We start from the raw sequence: 20,538 nt of genomic DNA on the forward strand, positions 1-20,538 counted from the left end.
GTGTGCCACACAGTGTTGTCCACTACGACATCATCGTGTTTGCCCAAGCCCCGTTTCGGCCGCTCCGACATGCGGCGACCCCCACGGTGGCCGCGAGGACGACGACGAGCCGGCGGGACGACGCCGGGCTCATCCGGCGCCGAGCCGTTGCCGGACCTGCCGCCGGGCCAGGTGCAACCGGGACTTCACAGTGCCCACCGGCACGTCGAGCAGGGCGGCGATCTCGGGGTAGCTCAGCCCGAGGACGTCGCGCAGGGCCACCACCTCGGCGTGGTCGGGGTGGACCGAGTCGAACGCGTCGAGCAGATCGAGGCGGGTGCCCGCGACCACGCTGGTCCGTCGGGGATCGGCCTGGTCGGGCACCGGAACGCCGCCGGCCTCCAGTCGACAGCGGCGTCGCAGCGTGCGGTACGTGGAGCGGGCCCGGTTGGCGGCCAGCCGGTGCAGCCAGGTGCGAAACGAGGAGCGACCCTCGAACCGGGTGACGCCGCCGGCCAGCGCCAGGAGCGTGTCCTGGCAGGCTTCCTCGGCGTCCTGACGGTTGGGCAGGAATCGGGCGCACAGCCGCAGCACCTCCGGACGCACCGCGACCAGCAGGGCGTCCAGCGCCGCCGGGTCGCCCTGCGCGGCGCGGCGGGCCAGGGCGTCGAGGTCCGGGGGGTCGGGCATGCCGGGTGTCCAATGCTCGCCGGTGGCCGATCCTCAAGCGTACGGCCGGCGGCGGTGGCCCGCCCTCGTCCGGTCCGGCACCCGACCCGCGCTACTCGAAGCGGGACACGTCGCCGGCGCCCCGGCGCAGGATCTCCGGCTCGGGCCCGGACAGGTCGATCACCGTCGTCGGCTCCTTGCCGCAGTCGCCGGCGTCGAGCACCGCGTCGAGCTGGTGGTCGAGCCGTTCCTTGATCTCCCAGCCCTGGGTCATCGGCTCGTCCTCGCCGGGCAGCGCCAGGGTGCTCGACACCAGCGGCTCGCCCAACTCGGCGAGTAGCGCCTGGGTCACGGTGTGCCGGGGCACCCGCACGCCGACGGTCCGCTTCTTCGGGTGCAGCATCCGGCGCGGCACCTCCTTGGTGGCCGGCAGGATGAACGTGTAGCTGCCCGGCGTGGACGCCTTCACCAGGCGGAAGACCGCGTTGCTGATCTGGACGAACTGACCGAGCTGCGCGAAGTCCCGGCAGACCAGGGTGAAGTGGTGCCGGTCGTCGAGGTGGCGGATCTGGCGGATCCGGTCCAGGCCGTCCTGGTTGCCCAACTGGATGCCGAGCGCGTAGCAGGAGTCCGTCGGGTACGCGACCAGCCCACCGCCGCGGATCAGGTCGGCAACCTGGCCGATGATCCGGGGCTGCGGGTTTTCCGGGTGTACGTCGTAGTACCTCGCCATGTTCCGAGAATAGTCGTGGGGGAGACGCGGACCACCCTCGGCGCGGACGGTGGAGCCGCCGAGATCACCTCGGTAGGGTAGGTCCCGGTCGGCTCCGACCACCGAGATCCACACCGCCGGGGGGCGCCAGGCATGGCTGATTCGTTCGCGCATCTGCACGTGCACACCGAGTACTCGATGCTCGACGGAGCGGCCCGGCTGAAGGACCTGTTCGCCGAGGCCAACCGGCTGGGCATGCCGGCGGTGGCGATCACCGACCACGGCAACATGCACGGCGCGAACGACTTCTACAACCAGGCGATGGCCGCCGGGATCACGCCGATCCTGGGCGTCGAGGCGTACGTGGCGCCGGAGTCGCGCTATCACAAGGCGCGGGTCAAGTGGGGTCGGCCGGAGCAGAAGAGCGACGACATCTCGGGTAACGGCGCGATCACCCACAAGACCATGTGGGCGAAGAACGCCCAGGGTCTGAAGAACCTGTTCACCCTCAACTCGCGCGCGTCCATGGAGGGGCACTACGTCAAGTGGCCCCGGATGGACATGGAGCTGATCGCCGAGCACGCCGAGGGCATCATGGCGACCACCGGCTGCCCGTCCGGCGCGGTGCAGACCCGGCTGCGGCTGGGGCAGTTCGACGAGGCGCTCAAGGTCGCCGCGAGCTACCAGGACATCTTCGGCAAGGAGAACTACTTCCTGGAGATCATGGATCACGGCCTCTCCATCGAGAGCCGGGTCCGCGAGGGTCTCACCGAGATCGCCCGCAAGCTGGACATCCCGCCGGTCGTCACCAACGACTCGCACTACACGCACGAGGCCCAGGCCACCGCGCACGACGTGCTGCTCTGCGTGCAGACCGGCAGCAACATCGACGACCCGAACCGGTTCCGCTTCGAGGGCGGCGGCTACTTCGTCAAGAGCGCCGACCAGATGCGCGCGGTCGACTCGTCCGAGCTGTGGCAGCAGGGCTGCCGCAACACCCTGCTGGTGGCCGAGAAGGTCGACCCGAAGGGCATGTTCGAGTTCCACAACCTGATGCCGCGCTTCCCGGTGCCCGAGGGCGAGACCGAGGAGTCCTGGTTCCGCAAGGAGACCTTCGCCGGGCTGGCCCGCCGCTACCCGAACGGCATCCCGGAGGGCCACGTCGTCCAGGCCGAGTACGAGCTGGGCGTCATCAACCAGATGGGTTTCCCGTCGTACTTCCTCGTGGTCGCCGACTTCATCCAGTGGGCGAAGAAGCAGGGCATCGCGGTGGGCCCGGGTCGTGGCTCGGCCGCCGGCTCGCTCGTGGCGTACGCGCTGGGCATCACCGACCTGGACCCGATCCAGCACGGCCTGATCTTCGAGCGGTTCCTCAACCCCGAGCGTGTCTCGATGCCGGATGTCGACATCGACTTCGACGAGCGTCGGCGCGGTGAGGTGATCAAGTACGTCACCGACAAGTGGGGTGAGGACAAGGTCGCCCAGATCGCGACCTTCGGCACGATCAAGGCGAAGGCCGCGATCAAGGACTCGGCCCGGGTGCTGGGTTTCCCGTACGCGGTCGGCGACCGGATCACCAAGGCGATGCCACCGGCCGTGATGGGCAAGGACATCCCGCTGACCGGCATCTTCGACCCGAAGCACCCCCGCTACGCCGAGGCCGGCGAGATCCGGGGCCTGTACGACTCCGACCCGGACGTCCGCAAGGTGATCGACACGGCCAAGGGCATCGAGGGGCTGATCCGGCAGACAGGTGTGCACGCCGCCGGCGTCATCATGTCCGCCGAGCCGATCATCGAGCACATCCCGTTGACGCGCCGCGACGCCGACGGGGCGATCATCACGCAGTTCGACTACCCGACCTGCGAGTCGCTCGGGCTGCTGAAGATGGACTTCCTCGGCCTGCGGAACCTGACGATCATCGACGACGCGGTCAAGAACATCGAGCTGAATCACGGCCTCAAGCTCGACCTGCTGGGCCTGCCGCTGGACGACAAGGCCGCGTACGAGCTGCTGGCCCGCGGTGACACCCTCGGCGTGTTCCAGCTCGACGGTGGGCCGATGCGGTCGCTGCTGCGGTTGATGAAGCCGGACAACTTCGAGGACATCTCCGCCGTCCTGGCGTTGTACCGGCCCGGCCCGATGGGCGTCGACTCGCACACCAACTACGCGCTGCGCAAGAACGGCCTCCAGGAGATCACGCCGATCCACCCGGAGCTGGAGGAGCCGCTGCGGGAGATCCTGGCGCCCACGCACGGCCTGATCGTCTACCAGGAGCAGGTGCAGCGCGCCGCGCAGATCCTCGCCGGCTACACCCTCGGTCAGGCGGACCTGCTGCGCCGCGCGATGGGTAAGAAGAAGAAGGAGATCCTCGACAAGGAGTTCATCCCGTTCCGGGACGGCTGCCGCGAGCGCGGCTACTCCGACGAGGCGATCCAGGCCGTGTGGGACGTGCTGGTGCCGTTCGCCGGGTACGCCTTCAACAAGGCGCACTCCGCCGCGTACGGCCTGGTGTCCTACTGGACCGCGTACCTCAAGGCGCACTACCCGGCCGAGTACATGGCGGGGCTGCTCACGTCCGTCGGTGACGACAAGGACAAGATGGCGCTCTACCTGTCCGAGTGCCGCCGGATGCGGATCCAGGTGCTGCCGCCGGACGTGAACACCTCGGCCGGGCCGTTCACGCCGGTCGGCAGGGACATCCGCTTCGGCCTCGCCGCGGTCCGCAACGTCGGCGCGAACGTGGTCGCCTCGATCATGCGGTGCCGCCAGGAGAAGGGCGACTACACCGACTTCTACGACTTCCTGTCCAAGGTGGACGCGGTGGTCTGCAACAAGAAGACCATCGAATCGCTGATCAAGGCGGGCGCGTTCGACTCGATGGAGCACCCCCGCAAGGGGCTGCTCGCGGTGCACGCCGACGCCATCGACGCGTACGCCGACGTCAAGCGCAAGGAGGCGGTCGGCCAGTACGACCTCTTCGGCGCCGGCTTCGGTGACGCCGACACCGGCAGCACGACGGTGATGCCGGTCATCGGCGACGGCGAGTGGGACAAGCGCGACAAGCTGGCCTTCGAGCGGGAGATGCTCGGCCTGTACGTCTCCGACCACCCCCTGTTCGGCCTCGAGCACATCCTGGGCGCGGCGGCCGACACCACCATCGCGTCCCTGGCCGAGGACGGGGCGGTGCCGGACGGGGCTGTCGTCACGCTCGCCGGCATCCTCTCCGGGGTGCAGCGGCGGGTCACCAAGCAGGGGCGGGCCTGGGCCTCGGCCACGCTCGAGGACCTGGCCGGTGGGGTGGAGACGCTGTTCTTCCCCAACACCTACGAAGTGATCGGGCAGTACATCGCCGAGGACGCCATCGTGGTGGTCAAGGGCCGGGTGGACCGCCGCGACGACACCCCACGGATCATGGCGATGGACATGTCCATGCCGGACGTCAGCACCAGCGCCACCAACAAGCCGGTCACCCTCACCATCCCGGTGCACCGCTGCACGCCGCCGCTTGTGGAACGGCTCAAGGAGACCCTGGTGCTGCACCCCGGTGACACCGAGGTGCACGTCAAGCTGCTCAACGGTGGGCGCACCACCACCCTGCGGCTGGGCCCGTTCCGGGTGGCGGCGACCACCGCGCTGATGGGTGACCTGAAGAGCGTCCTCGGCCCGGCCAACGTGAGCTGACCTGGTTGGCCGTGGGGAATCACCAACATCAGGGGAAATGTCCGTTATCGTCAAAAGGTGTCGTGTCGTCACCTGCGGGCCGTGGTCCCCGCCCTGGCACTGGTGGTCGGCCTCGCGTCCTGCACCGACCGGGGGTCCACCAACGAAGCCGATGCCGGGTCGACCACGGCTGGGCCGACCTCAGCCGGGGCGAGCGCGGCCGGGCCGGCACCGACCGCCTTCGGCCCGCTGGCACCGGGAATGCCGACCTATCCGGCGGCCGGCAACGTCTACGCTGCCGCCGGCCCCGACCAGCTGACCGATGCGGTACGCGGCGACCGCCCGATGGTGTACGTGCCAAACACCAAGAGCAACGATGTCTGGTTGATCGACCCCGGGACGTACCAGGTGGTGGGGAAGTTCCCCGGCGGCCCGGAGCCCCAGCACGTCGTTCCCTCCTACGACCTGCGGACGCTCTACGTGGCGTCCAGTCAGATCCCCCGGGGTGGCCTGATCCCGATCGACGCCCGGACCGGTGAGCCGGGCGAGTTCCGCAACCTCGAGGACGTCTACAACCTCTACTTCACCCCCGACGGCAAGCAGGCGATTGTGGTCGCCGAGGCGTACCAGCGACTGGACTTCTACGACCTGGCCAGCTGGCAGCGGGTGCGGTCGGTGCGGTTTCCCGAGTGCGGCGGCATCAACCACATGGACTACTCCGCCGACGGCCGGACGATGCTGTTCAGTTGCGAGTTCGCCAACCGGATGTTGGTGCTGGACACTGCCTCCCTGCGCAAGGTGCGCGAGTTTCGCCTCGACCGGACGCCCGACGGGATGCCGCAGGACACCCGGCTGACTCCGGACGGCCAGCACTTCCTCGTCGCCGACATGCGCGCCAACGGGGTGTATGTCTTCGATGGCCTGGCCACCCGGCAGACCGCGTTCATCCCCACCGGCAGGGGCGCGCACGGCATCTACTTCAGCCGGGACGCCCGGCAGGCGTACGTCACCAACCGCGAGGAGGGCACGGTGACCGTGCTCGACCTGGCGAACCTGAAGCGCACCGCGACCTGGCGGATCCCGAACGGCAGCCCCGACATGGGCGGCCTGTCCGCCGACGGCAAGGTGCTGTGGCTCTCCGGGCGCTTCACCGACGAGGTGTACGCGCTGAACACCGCGACCGGCAAACTGCTGGCCCGGATCCCGGTCGGCAAGGGCCCGCACGGCCTCACCGTCTGGCCGCAGCCCGGTCGCTACTCCCTGGGCCACACCAGCAACATCCGCTAGCGGCCCGGTACCGGGCCGGCCGACGTTTGTCCGGCCGGGCCGCGACGTCGGGTCAGCCCTGGTCGGGTGCCGCGATCTCCCGCAACTGGCCGTCGGCCAGCCGCAGCCAGCGCTGCACGCCGATCTCGGCGAGGAACCGTTCGTCGTGACTCACCACGACAAACGCACCCTGGTACGCGGTCAGCGCGCTCTCCAGTTGGGCGACGCTGACCAGGTCCAGATTGTTCGTCGGCTCGTCGAGCAGCAGCAGTTGCGGCGCCGGTTCGGCGCAGAGCACGCATGCGAGGGTGGCGCGCAGCCGCTCGCCGCCGGAGAGCACCCCGACCGGCAGGTTCACCCGGGCGCCTCGGAACAGGAACCGGGCCAGCAGGTTCATCCGCTTGGCGTCCGGCAGGCTCGGCGCGTACGCGGCGAAGTTCTCCGCGACCGTGCGGTCGAGGTCCAGCAGGTCCAGCCGCTGCGACAGGTACGCGATCCGCCCGTCGGCCCGTTTGATCTCGCCGCCGGCCGGTTCGAGATCGCCGTTGACGAGGCGCAGCAGGGTCGACTTGCCGACGCCGTTCGCCCCGGTGAGCGCGATCCGCTCCGGCCCCCGGATCACCAGGTCGGCGCCGTCGCCGCCGAACAGCTCCCGATCGTCGAAGCGGGCCCGCAGCCCCGTACCGGAGAAGACCGTCCGTCCGGACGGGACGGTGGTGTCCGGCAGGTCGACGGTGATCTTGTCCTCGTCGCGGACCGCCCGGCCGGCCTCGTCGAGCCGGGCCTTGGCCGAGCCGAGCCGGGCGGAGTGGGTCTCCTGCGACCTGCCCGCCGACTCCTGCGCGCTGCGCTTGAGCCCACCAGCGACGATCCGGGCCAGACCGGCGTTCTTCAGGTTCTTGGCGGCGTTGCTGGCCCGCCGGTCGGCCCGCTCACGGGCCTGCTGCATCTCCCGCTTCTCCCGCTTGACCTCCTGCTCGGCGTTGCGCAGGTTGCTCTCGGCCACCTCCCGCGCCGCCTGCACCGCCTCGGTGTACGCGGTGAAGTTGCCCCCGTACCAGTTGATCTCGCCTCGTTCCAGCTCGGCGATGCGGTCCATCCGGTCCAGCAGCTCCCGGTCGTGGCTGACCAGCAGCAGGCACCCGGACCAGTCGGACAGCACGTCGTAGAGCTTGTGCCGAGCATCCAGGTCCAGGTTGTTGGTCGGCTCGTCGAGCAGCAGCACGTCGGGCCGTCGCAGCAGTTGCGCCGCCAGGCCGAGGGAGACCACCTGACCGCCGCTGAGGGTGTGCAGCCGCCGGTCGAGCGCCAGGTCACCCAGGCCGAGGTGGTCCAGCTCGGCCCGAGTGCGCTCCTCGATGTCCCAGTCGTCGCCGATGGTGGCGAAGTGCTCCTCGCTGGCGTCGCCGGCCTCGATGGCGTGCAGCGCCGCGATCCGCTCGGCGACGCCGAGCACCTGGGCCACGGTCAGGTCGCCGACCAGCGGCAGCGTCTGCGGAAGGTAACCGACCACGCCGTCGACGGTGACGCTGCCGCCGCCGGGCGTCAGCTCCCCGGCGATCAGCCGCAGCAGGGTGCTCTTGCCGGCGCCGTTGGGCGCGACCGGCCGGTACGACCGCCCGGGACGGTGAAGGACAGCTCCGAGAAGACCGGGGTGTCGTCCGGCCAGGAGAAGGACAGGTTCGAGCAGACGATGTACGCATCAGACATGCGAGTGACCTCGAAGGGTGGGGTGGGCGCGCGCCTAAGCCGCCCGACGACAACGGGAACCGGTGGAACGACGGCATGGCCTCGGCGGCTGCGCCTACGCGCGCCGAACCGATGGCCGAACATGTCCGGTCTCACCCGGAGATGTCGTCGTCACCCGCCATGTCTGGTCTCCCTGGTCGTACCGCCAACCCAACCCGGCAAGTCTAACAACGGATCTTGATCCCGCCACCGCATTAGAGCGCAGCGGTTCTGTATAGCTCAGGCTATAGTTGGTCCATGTCTCATGAGCCGCCACGTCGCTGGGCGATCAAGACGACAACGGATGTCCGTAACTGGTTGCGATCCCTGCGAGATGCCGACCCTGCGACGTACCGGTCCGTCAACGTAGCGATCGACATGCTCGCGGATACCGGTCCGGCCCTGGGGCGGCCACTGGTCGACACCCCTCAAGGGCTCGACCATCAGCAACCTGAAAGAGCTTCGACCGAGATCCGGAAGGGACGTTGCCGTTCGGGTGCTGTTCGTCTTCGATCCCTGGTCCCAGGCCGTCCTGCTGGTGGCCGGCAACAAGGCGGGAGATTGGAATCGATGGTACGACAAGGCGATTCCGGTGGCCGAGATTGCGTACGAGGGCTGGCTTGCCTTCGAGAAGAAGCGGAGGGAGGGCTGATGAGCGACTTCCATGATTGGAACGACATCCGGGCCGAGCTGCACGACGGGGACGATGAAGCGCTCGACGCCGAACGTGCCCGTACCGAGGCGTGGATCAGCGCGTTCCACCTTGCCGAGGAGCGGAAGCGGTTGGGCTTGACCCAGCGGCAGGTGGCCGAGCTGATGGGTGTCACGCCCGGCCGAATCAGCCAGATCGAGAACGGTGATCTGGAGGCTAATGAGGTCGCGACACTGAGTCGGTATGCGCGAGCGCTCGGCGCCCGAATGCGGATCATCTTCGACTACGGCGACGACTTGCGCCAGATCGCCTGATCTGACGATCAGCACATGTGCAGGCCACAGCAGCCGTTGATCACTCAAGCATTCACCCGGCGCCGCTTGACGTCGCGTTGCGTCAGCGGGGGCGGTACTCGACCTCGGGGCGGCCGGGGGTGCCGTAGCGGGGGGTGCGCACCGCGCGGTCGATGGTGACCAGGTACTCCAGGTAGCGGCGGGCGGTCACCCGGGAGATGCCGGTCGCCGCGCTCACCTCGGTCGCGGACAACCCCGCACCCGGGCCGGATCCGTCAGCCAGCGCCGCACGTACCCGATTGAGGGTCTGCGCGTCGAGGCCCTTGGGCAGGCTGTGCCCGGCGGTGCCGCGCAGGGTGGCGAACATCCGGTCCACGTCGTGCTGGGCGGTCACCTCACCGTCGGCGAGCGCCTGGGCGCGGTAGTCGGCGTAGCGCTCCAGCTTGTCGCGGAACGCCGCGAACGTGAACGGTTTGAGCAGGTAGTGGGTCACCCCGAGGGACACCGCGGTGCGCACCACCGCCAGGTCCCGCGCGGAGGTCACCGCGAGCACGTCGACGCTGCTGCCGGCCGCGCGCAGCGCCCGGCAGACGTCCAGGCCGTGCAGGTCGGGCAGCCGAAAATCCAGGAGTACGAGGTCCACGTCGCCGCCGCCACCCGCGCGCAGAGCCGCCATCGCCGCCCGCGCGGTGTGCGCCACCCCGACCACCACGAAACCCCGAACCCGTTCGGTGTACGCGGCGTGCGCCTCGGCCAGCAGCGGCTCGTCCTCGACGACCAGCACCCGGATGTCGGTCATCGCGGGGCACCGCCGACCGGTAGTCGGACCGTGAACAGGCTGCCGCCGTCGTCCGAGCGGGCCACCTCGTGCCGGCCACCGTGGCGGCGGACCACCTGCCCGATCAGCGCCAGACCGAGACCCCGGCCGCTGCTCTTGGTGGACCAGCCGCGCCGGAACGCGTCCGCCACCCGGTCCTCGGCCAGCCCGGGGCCGCTGTCGGCGACCCGGACCACCAGTTCGTCGTCGACGGCGCCGACGAAGACCCGCACCGTACGCGGCGGGGGCGTGCCGGCGACCGCCTCCAGGGCGTTGTCGATCAGGTTGCCGACGACGGTGAGCAGGTCGTTGGTCGGCAACGGGCTGTCGTCGAGGCGGCAGTCCGGCTCGATGACGAGGTCCACGCCGCGCTCGCCGGCCTGGGCGGACTTGCCGAGCAGCAGCGCGGCCAGGGCCGGCTCGGTGACCGCGTCGACCACCCGGTCGGTCAGCTGCTGCGCGTGGGCCAGGTCCCGGGTGCCGAGCCGGACCGCCTCGTCGGCGCGGCCCAGCTCCACCAGCGTGAGGACGGTGTGCAGGCGATTGGCCGACTCGTGGGTCTGCGCCTGCAACGCCTCGGTCAGCGCGCGGACCGAGTCCAGCTCGCTGGCGAGGGTACGCAGCTCGGTCTGGTCGCGCAGGGTCAGCACGGTGCCGAGCGGCGCGCCCTCGAAGCGAGCGGTCCGCTGGTTGGCCACCAGCACCCGGTCACCGGCCAGCATGGGCTCGTCGAGGGCGTCGCGCCCGGAGCCGAGCAGCTCGGCCACGGCGGGCGGCAGGTCGATCCCGGCCACCGGCTGGTCGGTGACCGGCTCGTCGGCGTCGAGACCGAGCAACCGCCGGCCCTCGTCGTTGATCAGCGCCACCCGCCGATCGGTGGTCAGCACCACGAGACCCTCGCGCACCGAGTGCAGGACCGCGTCGTAGTACTCGTACATCCGGGTCATCTGCGCCGGTCCCAGGCCGTGGGTCTGGCGGCGCAGCCGGCGGCTGAGCAGCCACGATCCGGTCGCGGCGAGCGCGAGCGCCGGCGCCGCGACGCCGAGCAGCACGGGGAGCTGGCGCAGCAGCTTGCGGTTGATGGCCCGGGTGGTGATGCCCACCGAGACCAGGCCGACGATGCGCCGCTGCTCGTCGTACACCGGCACGACCGCGCGCACCGACTCGCCGAGCGTCCCGACGTTGGTGGTGGTGAACGGGTGCCCCGCCAGGGCGGGCCCGATGTCGCCGACGAACGGCTCGCCGATGCGGTCCCGGGTCGGGTGCGAGAAACGGGTGCGGTCGGGGGCCATCACGACCACGAAGTCGGTGCCCGTGGCCAGCCGGGTCGATTCGGCGTACGGCTGGAGGATGCTGGCCGGGTCGGCGGTCGTGAGGGCCGCGCGGACGTCGGGGGAGCGGGCCACGGTCTGCGCCACCGCGAGCACCTCCTCCTGCGCGGCCTGGCGGGAGTCGACGCGGGCCAGCCAGACGGCGCCCGCCGCGCCGGCCAGCACGAGCAGCGTCACCACCACCGCCTGGAGGGCGAACAGCTGCCCCGCGATGCTCCACTGCCGTCGGGCCACCTCCACCACCTCCTCGGCACGCCGCCGCTGACGCATCCGCGGTGAACAGAATGACCGCAAGGATGTCAACGGGTGAGACGCGCTTCACATTGTCGACATGGACACCACCGCATCCACCACCACGGCGGAGCCGTCGGCCCGCCGGGACCGTACCCGTTACCTGTACCTGGCCGTCATCGTGGCCGTGCTCGCCGGCATCGTGGTCGGCCTGGTCGCCCCCGATTTCGGCAAGGAACTCAAGCCGATCGGCACGGGCTTCGTCAACCTGATCAAGATGATGATCAGCCCGGTCATCTTCTGCACGATCGTGCTGGGCGTCGGTTCCGTCCGGCAGGCCGCGAAGGTCGGCAAGGTCGGCGGCCTGGCGCTCGGCTACTTCCTGACCATGTCGACCGTCGCGCTCGCCATCGGCCTGGTCGTCGGCAACCTCATCCACCCCGGCTCCGGCCTGGACCTCGGCCAGGACCTCGCGGGCGCCGGCAAGGCCGCCGCCGGAGACGAGGCCGGCGGTACGGCGGAATTCCTGCTCGGGATCATCCCGACCACGCTCTTCTCCGCGCTCACCGAGGGGGAGGTACTCCAGACGCTGCTGGTGGCGCTGCTCGTCGGCTTCGCGGTGCAGGCGATGGGCCGGCGCGGTGAGCCCGTGCTCGGCGCGATCGCCGTCCTCCAGCGGGTCGTCTTCAAGGTCCTCGCCATGATCATGTGGCTGGCGCCGATCGGCGCGTTCGGCGCGATGGCGGCCGTCGTCGGCGCGACCGGCGTGGACGCCCTCAAGAGCCTCGCCCAGATCATGCTCGGCTTCTACGCCACCTGTCTGATCTTCGTGCTGGTCGTCCTGGGCGCGTTGCTGTGGTTCGTGGCCCGGATCTCGATCTTCTCGCTGCTGCGCTACCTCGGCCGGGAGTTCCTGCTGATCCTGTCGACCTCGTCGTCGGAGTCGGCGCTGCCCCGGCTCATCGCCAAGATGGAGCACTTCGGCGTGAGCAAGCCGGTCGTGGGCATCACGGTGCCGACCGGGTACTCGTTCAACCTCGACGGCACCGCGATCTACCTGACGATGGCGTCGCTGTTCATCGCCGACGCGCTCGGCAAGCCCCTGGCCATCGGCGAGCAGATCTCGCTGCTGCTGTTCATGATCATCGCGTCGAAGGGCGCCGCCGGAGTCACCGGCGCCGGGCTGGCCACGCTTGCCGGTGGCCTCCAGTCGCACCGGCCGGACCTGGTGGACGGCGTCGGGCTGATCGTCGGCATCGACCGGTTCATGTCGGAGGCGCGGGCGCTGACGAACTTCGCCGGCAACGCGGTGGCGACCGTCCTGGTGGGAACCTGGACCGGCGAGTTCGACCGGGACCGGGCGGCCGGCGTGCTGCGCGGCGACGACCCGTTCGACGAGGCCACCATGCTCGACGACCACGACGACGAGTCGGCGGCACGCCCCGACGAATCGACCGCGCCAGCTGGCGTCCCGGCCTGACCGTCCCGGGGGGTGATCGACTCCAGGTCGGCGATATCGGGGTATCCAAGCTTGTAGGACACCCCGATATCGCTGATCTCGTGTCGATCTTCACCGAGAGGTTGACCTCCGGCTGACGACAGAGACCAAACGCTCCCGTGCGACACGACCTCGGGCCCCGCCACCGCTGGCAATCTTGGACACTTTCCGTTAGCTGCTAACGGAAACTGTCCAAGATCTACCCTGTCAACCGCCTCCCGCGCCCCGGACGGCGTCGCCCTGGGTCAGCTCGTCGACCTCAGGGCCGCCGCACGGAACTTGGCTGGTGGCAGGTATCCGTGGGCGTCCACGTAGTGGAGCAGGAGCTGAGGAGCGGCGTACGCGACGTTGTCGCCCCGCACCTCGAATTCGGCGCTCTCGCGGGCGATCATGCCCTCCCGAATGGCTTCTCTGGCGTCGTCGCCCAGGTCCCGGATGCAGATCTCGCAGTAGTGGTGTCCCCGTGTCTGGCGGACTCGCACCTTGGCCAGTTCCGTCAGAGCTGGCATCAACCCGCCCGGGGGAGCGCCGGTCGGGAACGGATGCGAGGCGTCCAGCCAGCCGACGTTGAGCAGCGGCTCGTCGGATGGCCCACGCCCGTCCTCGTCATGCCGCTTGAGGTACGTGTACGGCGTCAGGTCCACGAAGTAGGTCACGGGTTCTGTGTACCCACCCTCCGTGCACTTGACAGGGGGTGTGTGAGCGTTAACATCGATAAGCGCCATGCATCGGCTCGGCCACCGTCACCGACCTGTGGTCCGGCGCCGGTCTCGGCACCGTCACCGGCACGCTCACCCGATCCATCCCCGCCCACGGGAGCGGCCTGTACCGGGTGGCGCCGCTGACCACCGCCCCCACGCCGACCACCTACACGGTGGCCGCGCGGCACAGCGGCAAGCTCCTCGACGCCTTCAACGCGTCCACCGCCGATGGCGCCAACGTCGTCCAGTGGGGCGCCAACGGGCAGGCCAACCAGCGGTGGCGGTTCCAGGACGCCGGTGGCGGCTACTCGACGGTGACAAGTGTCAGCAGCGGCAAGTGTCTCGACGTGTACGGCGGCGCGGGCGCCACCGCCGACGGCGTCCGCGTGATCCAGTGGACCTGCAACGGCGGCACCAATCAGCAGTGGCGCGTCGAGGACCTCGGAACCGGCTACGTCAGGCTCGTGGCCCGCCACAGCGGGAAGTGTCTCGACGTGCTGAACGCCGCCACGGCGGACGGTGCTCAGGCCGTGCAGTGGACGTGCGGCACCGGCGCCAGCCAGCAGTGGCGACGCACCACCGCGTAGCGCGCCGTCGGCCCTCGCGGCGGTGATGCGCCGCAGCGGGCGCGGATCCTCGTCACGTCGCTGCCGGCGGTCTGGGCGCTGATCGCGGCCGGCACACTGCTGGCACGGCGCTACGCCAGCGGGCCAACTGAAGGCTGACGGCGGGCGCTGCGGTGGTTACGGTCGTGGATGCCGAGGTTTCCCGACCGTTCGAGGAGTGATCGCATGGCCCCCTCTCCGTCCCGGCTCTTCGCGGAGATAGCGACGGCCGAACGACCGGCCGAGACCAGAGTGGTCATGCGGCGAGCGGTGGTGCTCGGCGGCAGCATGGCCGGGTTGCTGGCGGCCCGGGTTTTGAGCGATCACGCCGAGGAAGTGCTGATCATCGAACGGGATCCGTCCAATGTCGACGCCGGGCCTCGGCCGGGAGTGCCCCAGGGCAGCCAGGTGCACGCGCTGCTGCCCGCCGGTCAGGTCCAGTTGGAACGCTGGTTTCCCGGCATCGCCGACGAGGCGCTGGCGCTCGGCGCCCCTCCGCCGCCGCGCGACCAGGGCACCGCGAAGGTCTTCATCAACGGCGTACTGGGTCTGCCGCCGGCAGCGACCGGCACCGGGCCGGCGTTGATCACCACGCGTCCGTTCCTGGAGGCGCTGGTCCGTCGGCGGACCCTCGCCGTCGACAACATCCAGATGGTGTACGGCCGGGCCGAGGGCCTCCTCTTCGACGAGCGGCGCGTCACCGGCGCCCGGTACGTGCCCGAGGGCGGCAGCGAGCCGGTCGTCGAAACGGCGGACCTGGTGGTGGACGCGATGGGCCGGTCCAGCCGGTTGAGTGACTGGCTGGCCGAGGAGGGGTGGCCGCGCCCGCCGATGCACCGTATGCCGATCAAGCTGAACTACGCGACGGCGCTCTACAAGCGCGACGAGAAGGTCAGCGACGCTTGGGTGGCGGTCTTCCACACCATGGCGGGCAAGGGGCGTACCGCCCGGATCGGCGGGATCAACTCGGTCGAAGGGGACCGTTGGATCATGCTGGTCGCCGGCTACGACGGGGACCGGCCCAGCCGCGATGTCGCCGACTTCACCACCCGCTGCCGGAAGCACTACCCGCAGATGTTCGGTGACATCGCCGAACACGGGGAGATGCTCGGCCCGGTGGTCACGTACCACCAGGCGGACAGCCGACGCCGCGACTTCCATGAGCTCGACCGCCTGCCCGCCGGGTTGGTCGCCGCCGGTGACGCGGTCGCGTCCTTCAACCCGGTGTACGGCCAGGGCATGACCTCCGCGACGCTGCACGCCTCCTGCCTGTCAAACTATCTGCGGTCCGGGCCGAAGCCGCACGACGAGCCCGCGCGGGCGTACTTCGACCAGGTCCGCGTGGTGGTCGACGCCGCCTGGCAGGTCTCCACCACCGCCGACATCGAGCTGCCGCACGTCGACGGGCCGTACCCGCCCGGTTACCGGGTCACCAAGTGGTTCGGCGATCTGCTCTTCCGGGCGTCGCTCACCGACCCGGTGCTCAACGCCCGGTTGGGGCGGGTGACCACAATGCTCGACCACCCGGCCGCCCTGAGCCGCCCCGGCACCCTGTTCCGGGCGCTCCGCTTCGGCCTGCGCGGCCGCTCTCGGCGGTGATTCGTCGCCAAACCCGCAGCCCGTGGCGGGGTGCGGTGGAGAATGGTGGGTCGGGAAGGGGTGCCGCGACGAACCGGGGGAGCAGGCGTGCTCGCAACCAGCCTCCTTGGCCGGCTGCGCCGCCGTGACCCGGGGGACGCCGTCCTGCGGCGCGCGGTGCGCCTGACGCTCGTCGCGTCCGTCATCTTCTACGCCTGCCGGTACGGGGCGGGCAGCCCGGTGCTCGCCACGTACGGGCTGTTCGGCGCGATCGCCGCCGGGTCGTTCGCCCAGTTGCCCGGTCCGGCGCCGCAGCGGGCGCGGATCCTCGTCACGTCGCTGCCGGCGGTCTGGGCGCTGATCGCGGCCGGCACGCTGCTGGCGTGGAGCACGTGGGCGGCGGCCGGCGGGATGCTTGTCGTCGGGTTCGTCGTGGCGTTCGCGGGGGTCGGGAATCCACGCCTGGTGGGTCTGGCCAGCGCGTTCCAGCTCTTCTACATTCTGGCGTCCTTTCCGCCGTACCAACCGGACACCCTGCCGCAGCGACTGGGCGGGGTCACGCTCGCGATCGTGCTGCTCGCCGCGGCCGAGGTGCTGCTCTGGCCCGACCCGGTGCCGGTCACCTTCCGGCAGCTGCTCACCCGGGCGGCGGACGGCGTCGGGGCGTTCCTCGACGACGCCGCCGACGCGCTGACCGACCCGCACGCCGGTCACGCTGGTCGGGACAGCCGGCGCGCGCGGGCGTACGACCTGGTGGCCCCGCTCGGTCTGGGCCGCAACCCGCCGGAGCGGGCGCCGACCGCGGCGGGCGCCCAGGACCGGGCTCTGCGGATCTCGGCGGCGGCGCTGCGGGAGGTGCTCGCCGAGGCGGACCGGCTCGCGGGGGACGCCCCGCCGGAGCCGATCGGAGAGCTGGCGGCGGCGCGGCTGGTGCGCACCTGCGCTGAGACGACCCGGGCCGCCGGCCGGAGCCTGTCACCGGGTGCGCCGCCGGTCGACCTCGCTGGCCTGGACGTCGCGATCCGCGCGGCCGAGGCCGCCTACCCGGTGGGGCGAGGTGGCGGCGCCGACGCGCCGGACGTACCCCGGATGTGCCGGGACGCGACCGCGCTGGCCCTCGCCGACCAGGTGCGGGTCTTCGCCGTCGGTGCCCGGGTCGCCGCCGGGGCACGGCCCGCCGGAGGCGAGGCCTACCCCAGACTTTTCGGGTACGCGCGACACAGCCCGTGGACGCTGTACTGGTGGCAGTTCCGCTCCCACCTTGCTCCCAGCTCCGCACACCTGCACAGCGCGCTTCGGCTGGCCGTGGCGCTGTCGGTCGCCCGGGTGGCTGCCGGGGTGTTGCAGCTCAACCACGGCTTCTGGGTGCTCCTGGCGACACTCACGGTCCTGCGGACCTCGGCCGCCGACACGCGCACCGCGCTGCGACCCGCAGTGCTCGGCACGATCGCGGGCGTCGTCGTCAGTGGCCTGCTGGTGCTCCTCGTCGAGGACCCTGTCGTGTACGCCGTCGTTCTGCCGGTCACGCTGCTGCTGGCGTTCGGTGTCGGTCGGCTGCTGGGCCCGGTGTGGCAACAGGCGCTGTTCACCCTGCTGCTGACGGTCGTGTTCAGTCAGCTCAGCCCCGAGGGTTGGCGGCTCGCCGAGGCCCGGCTGGTCGACGTCGGGCTCGGCGCGGTGATCGGTGTGCTCGCCGGCGTCGCCATGTGGCCGCGCGGTGCGAGCCGCGACCTGCGCCCCAACGCCACGCGTTACCTGACGGCCAGCGGGGACGCGGTCGAGCGGACCGTCGAGGCGGTGCTCGGCGACGCCCCGCCGCCCGAGGACGACCTCGATCGGGTCCGCCAGCGGATGGTCCTGGTCGACTCGTCCTACTGCCAGTACCACTCCGAGCGCCACGACCCGCAGCGCGCACGCGTGAACTGGGACGCCGTCCTGGGTGCCGGACAGCACGTGGTGCCCGGCGCCGAGTCGCTGCTGCGGCGCAACCCGCCCGGCTGCCTCGCCGGCTGGCCGGCGGCGGCGGCCCTGCTGCGGGACGCGGTCGGGCAACTGCGCTCGGCGTACGACGAGCTGGCCGGAGAGGTGGCACAGGGCCGGGCCGCGGGCCCGGTGCCGGCCCCGACCGACTGTGTCGACGAGGTGGACCGGGTCCGTCCGCTGCTCGGCGACGTCGACTCCTCGGCGGTACGGCACCTGGTGGAGGTCGATCGATGGCTCGCCGGCCTCGCCGACAGCCTCACCCGGATCCACCCGCCGGACGCGAACCGGCGTCGATGACGTCGCCGCCCGCGCCTGGCTGGTCGCCTCTGAGGCAGGTTGGTCGTGAGCGACATACCTCAGAGTCATATCTATACCTGAGAGTCATTACGCCCTTCCCGGTGCCCGGCTCCGGGTGGCGAGCGGCGGGCGCCGGGTGCGGGGTGCCGGGCGCAGCCCGCAAGCCCGCGAACCGCCGGCAGTCCGCCGCCGGGAGCCCGCAGGCCGCAGGACTCCGATTGGCCGTGCCCCTGCGCGACGAGCCCGCCTAGCGTCGGTGGCATGGAGATCGCGCAGGCACAGCAGTTGTGGAAGCCGGAGCCCGGCTGGTTGAACACGGCCTCCTACGGGTTGCCGCCCGAGCCGGCCTGGACGGCGTTGCAGGAGGCCCTGGCCGCCTGGCGGGTCGGCAGCACGTCATGGGAGGGCTGGGGCGACTCGGTGCAGCGCTCCCGGAACGCGTTCGCCGGTCTGATCGGCGTGCCGGCCAGTGACGTGGCGGTCGGCGCGACCGTCTCCCAGGTGCTGGCGCCGGTGGCGGCGGGGCTGCCGGCGGGGGCCACCGTGGTCGTTCCGGAGATCGAGTTCACCTCGAACCTGTTCCCCTGGCTGGTTCAGGAGGAGCGCGGCGTCACGGTCCGCACGGTGCCGGCGGACCGGCTGGTCGACGCGATCGACGCCGACACCGACCTCGTCGCGTTCAGCCTGGTGCAGTCGGCCGACGGCTCGGTCGCCGCGTACGACGAGATCGTGGCCGCGGCCCGCGCGCACGACGCGCTGGTGGTGGTGGACGCGACCCAGGCGTGCGGGTGGCTGCCGTTCGATGGCAGCCGGGCCGACGTGGTGGCCGTGGGCGGCTACAAGTGGCTGATGAACCCGCGCGGCACCGCGTACACCTATCTGGCCCCGGCGCTGCGCGAGCGCCTGCGCCCGGACGCCGCCGGCTGGTACGCGGGCCACGACCCGCACGCCTCCTACTACGGCCCGCCGCTGCGGCTGGCCGACGACGCCCGCCGGTTCGACATCTCGCCGGCCTGGTTCAGCTGGGTCGGCGCGGCCCCCGCCATGGAGCTGGTCGCCGAGATCGGCGTGCCGGCGATCCAGGAGCACGACGTGGCACTGGCCAACCGGTTCCTGACCGGCCTGGGCCGGCCGCCGGGGGACAGCGCCATCGTCACCGTCGAGGTGCCCGGCGCGGAGCAGCGTCTCGCCGCGGCCGGCATCCGGGCGGCGGTGCGCGCCGGGCGGGTCCGCGCCTCGTTCCACCTCTACTCCACCGAGGCCGATGTGGACGCCGCCCTGGAGGCGCTGGCGGGGTGACGCGGTTCAGGCCAGGTGGCCACCGATCTTCGTGTACCCGCGCAGCAGGTCTCGCGAGATGATCAGCCGCTGCATCTCGTCGGTGCCCTCGAAGATGCGGTAGAGCCGCACCTGCCGGTACCAGCGCTCGATGGGCAGCTCCCGGGTGTAGCCCATGCCACCGTGGATCTGGAGCACCCGGTCGACCACCCGGTTGACCATGCCGGCGCCGTAGAGCTTGCCCATCGACGACGCGTGCCGCGGGTCGAGGCCCTGGTCGACCGTCCACGCCGAGCGCAGCACCAGCCAGCGGGCCGCCTCCAGCTCGGTCTCCGAGTCGGCGATCATCCACTGGATGGCCTGGTTGGTGCCGATCTTCGCGCCGAACGTCTCGCGGGTGTTGGCGTAGTCGATGGCCATCTGCAGGACCCGCTCGGCGATGCCGATGGCGTGCGACGGGATGGTGTAGCGGCCCTTGCCGATCCACTCCATGCCGAGGGTGAAGCCCTGCCCGATCTCGCCGAGGATGTTGCGGTGCGGCACGCGTACGCCGTCGAAAATCAGCGACGCGGGCCCGCCCTCGCCCATGGTCTGGATGAACTCCGAGCGCCAGCCCATCGCCCGGTCCACCAGGAACGCGGTCGCGCCGCCGTTGCGGGCGCCCTTCTCCCGGTCGGTCACCGCGACGACGATGGCGAAGTCGGCGTCGTGGCCGCCGGTGATGAAGGTCTTCTCGCCGTCGAGAATCCAGTCGTCGCCGTCGCGGCGGGCGGAGAGCCGGATGTTCGCCGCGTCCGAGCCGGCGCCCGGCTCGGTGATCGCGAAGCAGGACCGCCGCTCGCCCTCGATGGTCGGGATGAGGAATTCCTGCTTCTGCTCCTCGGTGGCGTGGAACAGGATGTTGTCGGCCTCGCCGCCGAAGCGGAACGGCACGAACGTGTGGCCCAGCTCCGTCCAGATCAACGACTGGAGGACGGCCGGCAGGTTCATCCCGCCGTACTCCTCGGGGGTCGCCAGGCCCCAGAAGCCGAACTTGCGCGCCTTGAGTTGCAGCTCGCGCACCTCGGAGTGGTCCAGGCCCGGCTGGTGCGCCCGCTCGCGGCGCAGCACCTCCGCCTCCAGGGGCATCACCTCGCGGCGGATGAACGACCGGACGGTGTCCCGTACCGCCCGCTCCTCGTCGGTGAGCGAAAAGTCCACGGTGGTCCTCCTGGCGTCGGCGCGGCCGGTCACCCCTAAACTAGCGGTGTAAGTTTT

General features: G+C 70.9%; 14 protein-coding genes and 2 pseudogenes. 9 read left to right on the forward strand and 7 right to left on the reverse strand.

Annotated features, from left to right (window positions below):
* Positions 1-129: 129 nt before the first annotated feature.
* Complete coding sequence (locus tag ABZT87_RS16400; RefSeq protein ID WP_355136308.1) at positions 130-669, reverse strand: RNA polymerase sigma factor; 540 nt, start codon at positions 667-669, stop codon at positions 130-132.
* Between the two features lie 91 nt (positions 670-760).
* Entirely contained in the window at positions 761-1,381 is a 621-nt protein-coding gene (locus ABZT87_RS16405) for an L-threonylcarbamoyladenylate synthase (RefSeq protein ID WP_355136310.1), read from the reverse strand.
* A gap of 132 nt (positions 1,382-1,513) precedes the next feature.
* On the opposite strand from ABZT87_RS16405, the gene dnaE reads away from it, so the two are divergent.
* Both dnaE and ABZT87_RS16415 read left to right on the forward strand, forming a co-directional pair.
* A complete protein-coding gene (dnaE, locus tag ABZT87_RS16410; RefSeq protein WP_355136312.1) occupies positions 1,514-5,044 on the forward strand; it encodes a DNA polymerase III subunit alpha in 3,531 nt (1,176 codons plus the stop codon).
* Positions 5,045-5,101: 57 nt separating this feature from the next.
* A complete protein-coding gene (locus ABZT87_RS16415; RefSeq protein ID WP_355136314.1) occupies positions 5,102-6,310 on the forward strand; it encodes a YncE family protein in 1,209 nt (402 codons plus the stop codon).
* 52 nt (positions 6,311-6,362) lie between these two features.
* Here the strand turns inward: ABZT87_RS16415 and abc-f are convergent.
* Positions 6,363-7,999, reverse strand: a pseudogene (gene abc-f, locus ABZT87_RS16420) (ribosomal protection-like ABC-F family protein).
* 276 nt (positions 8,000-8,275) lie between these two features.
* Between abc-f and ABZT87_RS16425 the strand changes: the two are divergent.
* Both ABZT87_RS16425 and ABZT87_RS16430 read left to right on the forward strand, forming a co-directional pair.
* Positions 8,276-8,669: pseudogene (locus ABZT87_RS16425) on the forward strand (type II toxin-antitoxin system RelE/ParE family toxin).
* Entirely contained in the window at positions 8,669-8,983 is a 315-nt protein-coding gene (locus ABZT87_RS16430) for a helix-turn-helix transcriptional regulator (RefSeq protein ID WP_354855989.1), read from the forward strand. The pseudogene ABZT87_RS16425 and the gene ABZT87_RS16430 overlap by 1 nt, the downstream one beginning before the upstream one ends.
* Positions 8,984-9,065: 82 nt before the next feature.
* On the opposite strand, the gene ABZT87_RS16435 is transcribed toward ABZT87_RS16430, so the two are convergent.
* The gene (locus tag ABZT87_RS16435; RefSeq protein ID WP_354855990.1) at positions 9,066-9,761 is read right to left on the reverse strand and encodes a response regulator; all 696 of its coding nucleotides are present in this window, start codon (positions 9,759-9,761) and stop codon (positions 9,066-9,068) included.
* On the reverse strand, positions 9,758-11,380 hold the full coding sequence (locus ABZT87_RS16440) for a sensor histidine kinase (RefSeq protein ID WP_355136316.1): 1,623 nt from the start codon (positions 11,378-11,380) through the stop codon (positions 9,758-9,760). Before ABZT87_RS16440 ends, ABZT87_RS16435 begins: the two co-directional genes overlap by 4 nt.
* Positions 11,381-11,441: 61 nt before the next feature.
* Here ABZT87_RS16440 and ABZT87_RS16445 point away from each other — a divergent pair, with 61 nt between their 5' ends.
* A complete protein-coding gene (locus tag ABZT87_RS16445) occupies positions 11,442-12,821 on the forward strand; it encodes a cation:dicarboxylase symporter family transporter (protein ID WP_354855992.1) in 1,380 nt (459 codons plus the stop codon).
* A gap of 263 nt (positions 12,822-13,084) precedes the next feature.
* On the opposite strand, the gene ABZT87_RS16450 is transcribed toward ABZT87_RS16445, so the two are convergent.
* On the reverse strand, positions 13,085-13,495 hold the full coding sequence (locus ABZT87_RS16450; RefSeq protein WP_354855993.1) for a hypothetical protein: 411 nt from the start codon (positions 13,493-13,495) through the stop codon (positions 13,085-13,087).
* A 176-nt stretch (positions 13,496-13,671) separates the two neighbouring features.
* On the opposite strand from ABZT87_RS16450, the gene ABZT87_RS16455 reads away from it, so the two are divergent.
* The 4 genes from ABZT87_RS16455 (at position 13,672) to ABZT87_RS16470 (ending at position 19,302) form a co-directional block, all read left to right on the forward strand.
* Positions 13,672-14,127, forward strand: a complete 456-nt coding sequence (locus tag ABZT87_RS16455) for an RICIN domain-containing protein (RefSeq protein WP_355136318.1) — start codon at positions 13,672-13,674, stop codon at positions 14,125-14,127.
* Positions 14,128-14,331: 204 nt separating this feature from the next.
* On the forward strand, positions 14,332-15,744 hold the full coding sequence (locus ABZT87_RS16460; protein ID WP_354855995.1) for an FAD-dependent oxidoreductase: 1,413 nt from the start codon (positions 14,332-14,334) through the stop codon (positions 15,742-15,744).
* A gap of 87 nt (positions 15,745-15,831) precedes the next feature.
* Positions 15,832-18,003, forward strand: a complete 2,172-nt coding sequence (locus ABZT87_RS16465) for an FUSC family protein (protein ID WP_355136320.1) — start codon at positions 15,832-15,834, stop codon at positions 18,001-18,003.
* A 261-nt stretch (positions 18,004-18,264) separates the two neighbouring features.
* The gene (locus ABZT87_RS16470) at positions 18,265-19,302 is read left to right on the forward strand and encodes an aminotransferase class V-fold PLP-dependent enzyme (protein WP_355136322.1); all 1,038 of its coding nucleotides are present in this window, start codon (positions 18,265-18,267) and stop codon (positions 19,300-19,302) included.
* Positions 19,303-19,308: 6 nt separating this feature from the next.
* Here ABZT87_RS16470 and ABZT87_RS16475 read toward each other — a convergent pair whose 3' ends face one another.
* A complete protein-coding gene (locus tag ABZT87_RS16475; protein ID WP_354855998.1) occupies positions 19,309-20,481 on the reverse strand; it encodes an acyl-CoA dehydrogenase family protein in 1,173 nt (390 codons plus the stop codon).
* Between the last annotated feature and the right edge of the window lie 57 nt (positions 20,482-20,538).

The organism is Micromonospora sp. NPDC005237 (assembly GCF_040607775.1).
Classification (GTDB): Bacteria; Actinomycetota; Actinomycetes; order Mycobacteriales; family Micromonosporaceae; genus Micromonospora.

Excerpts from the sequence above, each read along its gene's own strand:
- ABZT87_RS16445 (WP_354855992.1), top strand. The coding sequence starts at position 11,442 with ATGGACACCACCGCATCCACCACCACGGCGGAGCCGTCGGCCCGCCGG.
- ABZT87_RS16400 (WP_355136308.1), bottom strand. The coding sequence starts at position 669 with ATGCCCGACCCCCCGGACCTCGACGCCCTGGCCCGCCGCGCCGCGCAG.
- ABZT87_RS16470 (WP_355136322.1), top strand. The coding sequence starts at position 18,265 with ATGGAGATCGCGCAGGCACAGCAGTTGTGGAAGCCGGAGCCCGGCTGG.
- ABZT87_RS16405 (WP_355136310.1), bottom strand. The coding sequence starts at position 1,381 with ATGGCGAGGTACTACGACGTACACCCGGAAAACCCGCAGCCCCGGATC.
- ABZT87_RS16435 (WP_354855990.1), bottom strand. The coding sequence starts at position 9,761 with ATGACCGACATCCGGGTGCTGGTCGTCGAGGACGAGCCGCTGCTGGCC.
- ABZT87_RS16460 (WP_354855995.1), top strand. The coding sequence starts at position 14,332 with ATGGCCCCCTCTCCGTCCCGGCTCTTCGCGGAGATAGCGACGGCCGAA.
- dnaE (WP_355136312.1), top strand. The coding sequence starts at position 1,514 with ATGGCTGATTCGTTCGCGCATCTGCACGTGCACACCGAGTACTCGATG.
- ABZT87_RS16430 (WP_354855989.1), top strand. The coding sequence starts at position 8,669 with ATGAGCGACTTCCATGATTGGAACGACATCCGGGCCGAGCTGCACGAC.
- ABZT87_RS16440 (WP_355136316.1), bottom strand. The coding sequence starts at position 11,380 with ATGCGTCAGCGGCGGCGTGCCGAGGAGGTGGTGGAGGTGGCCCGACGG.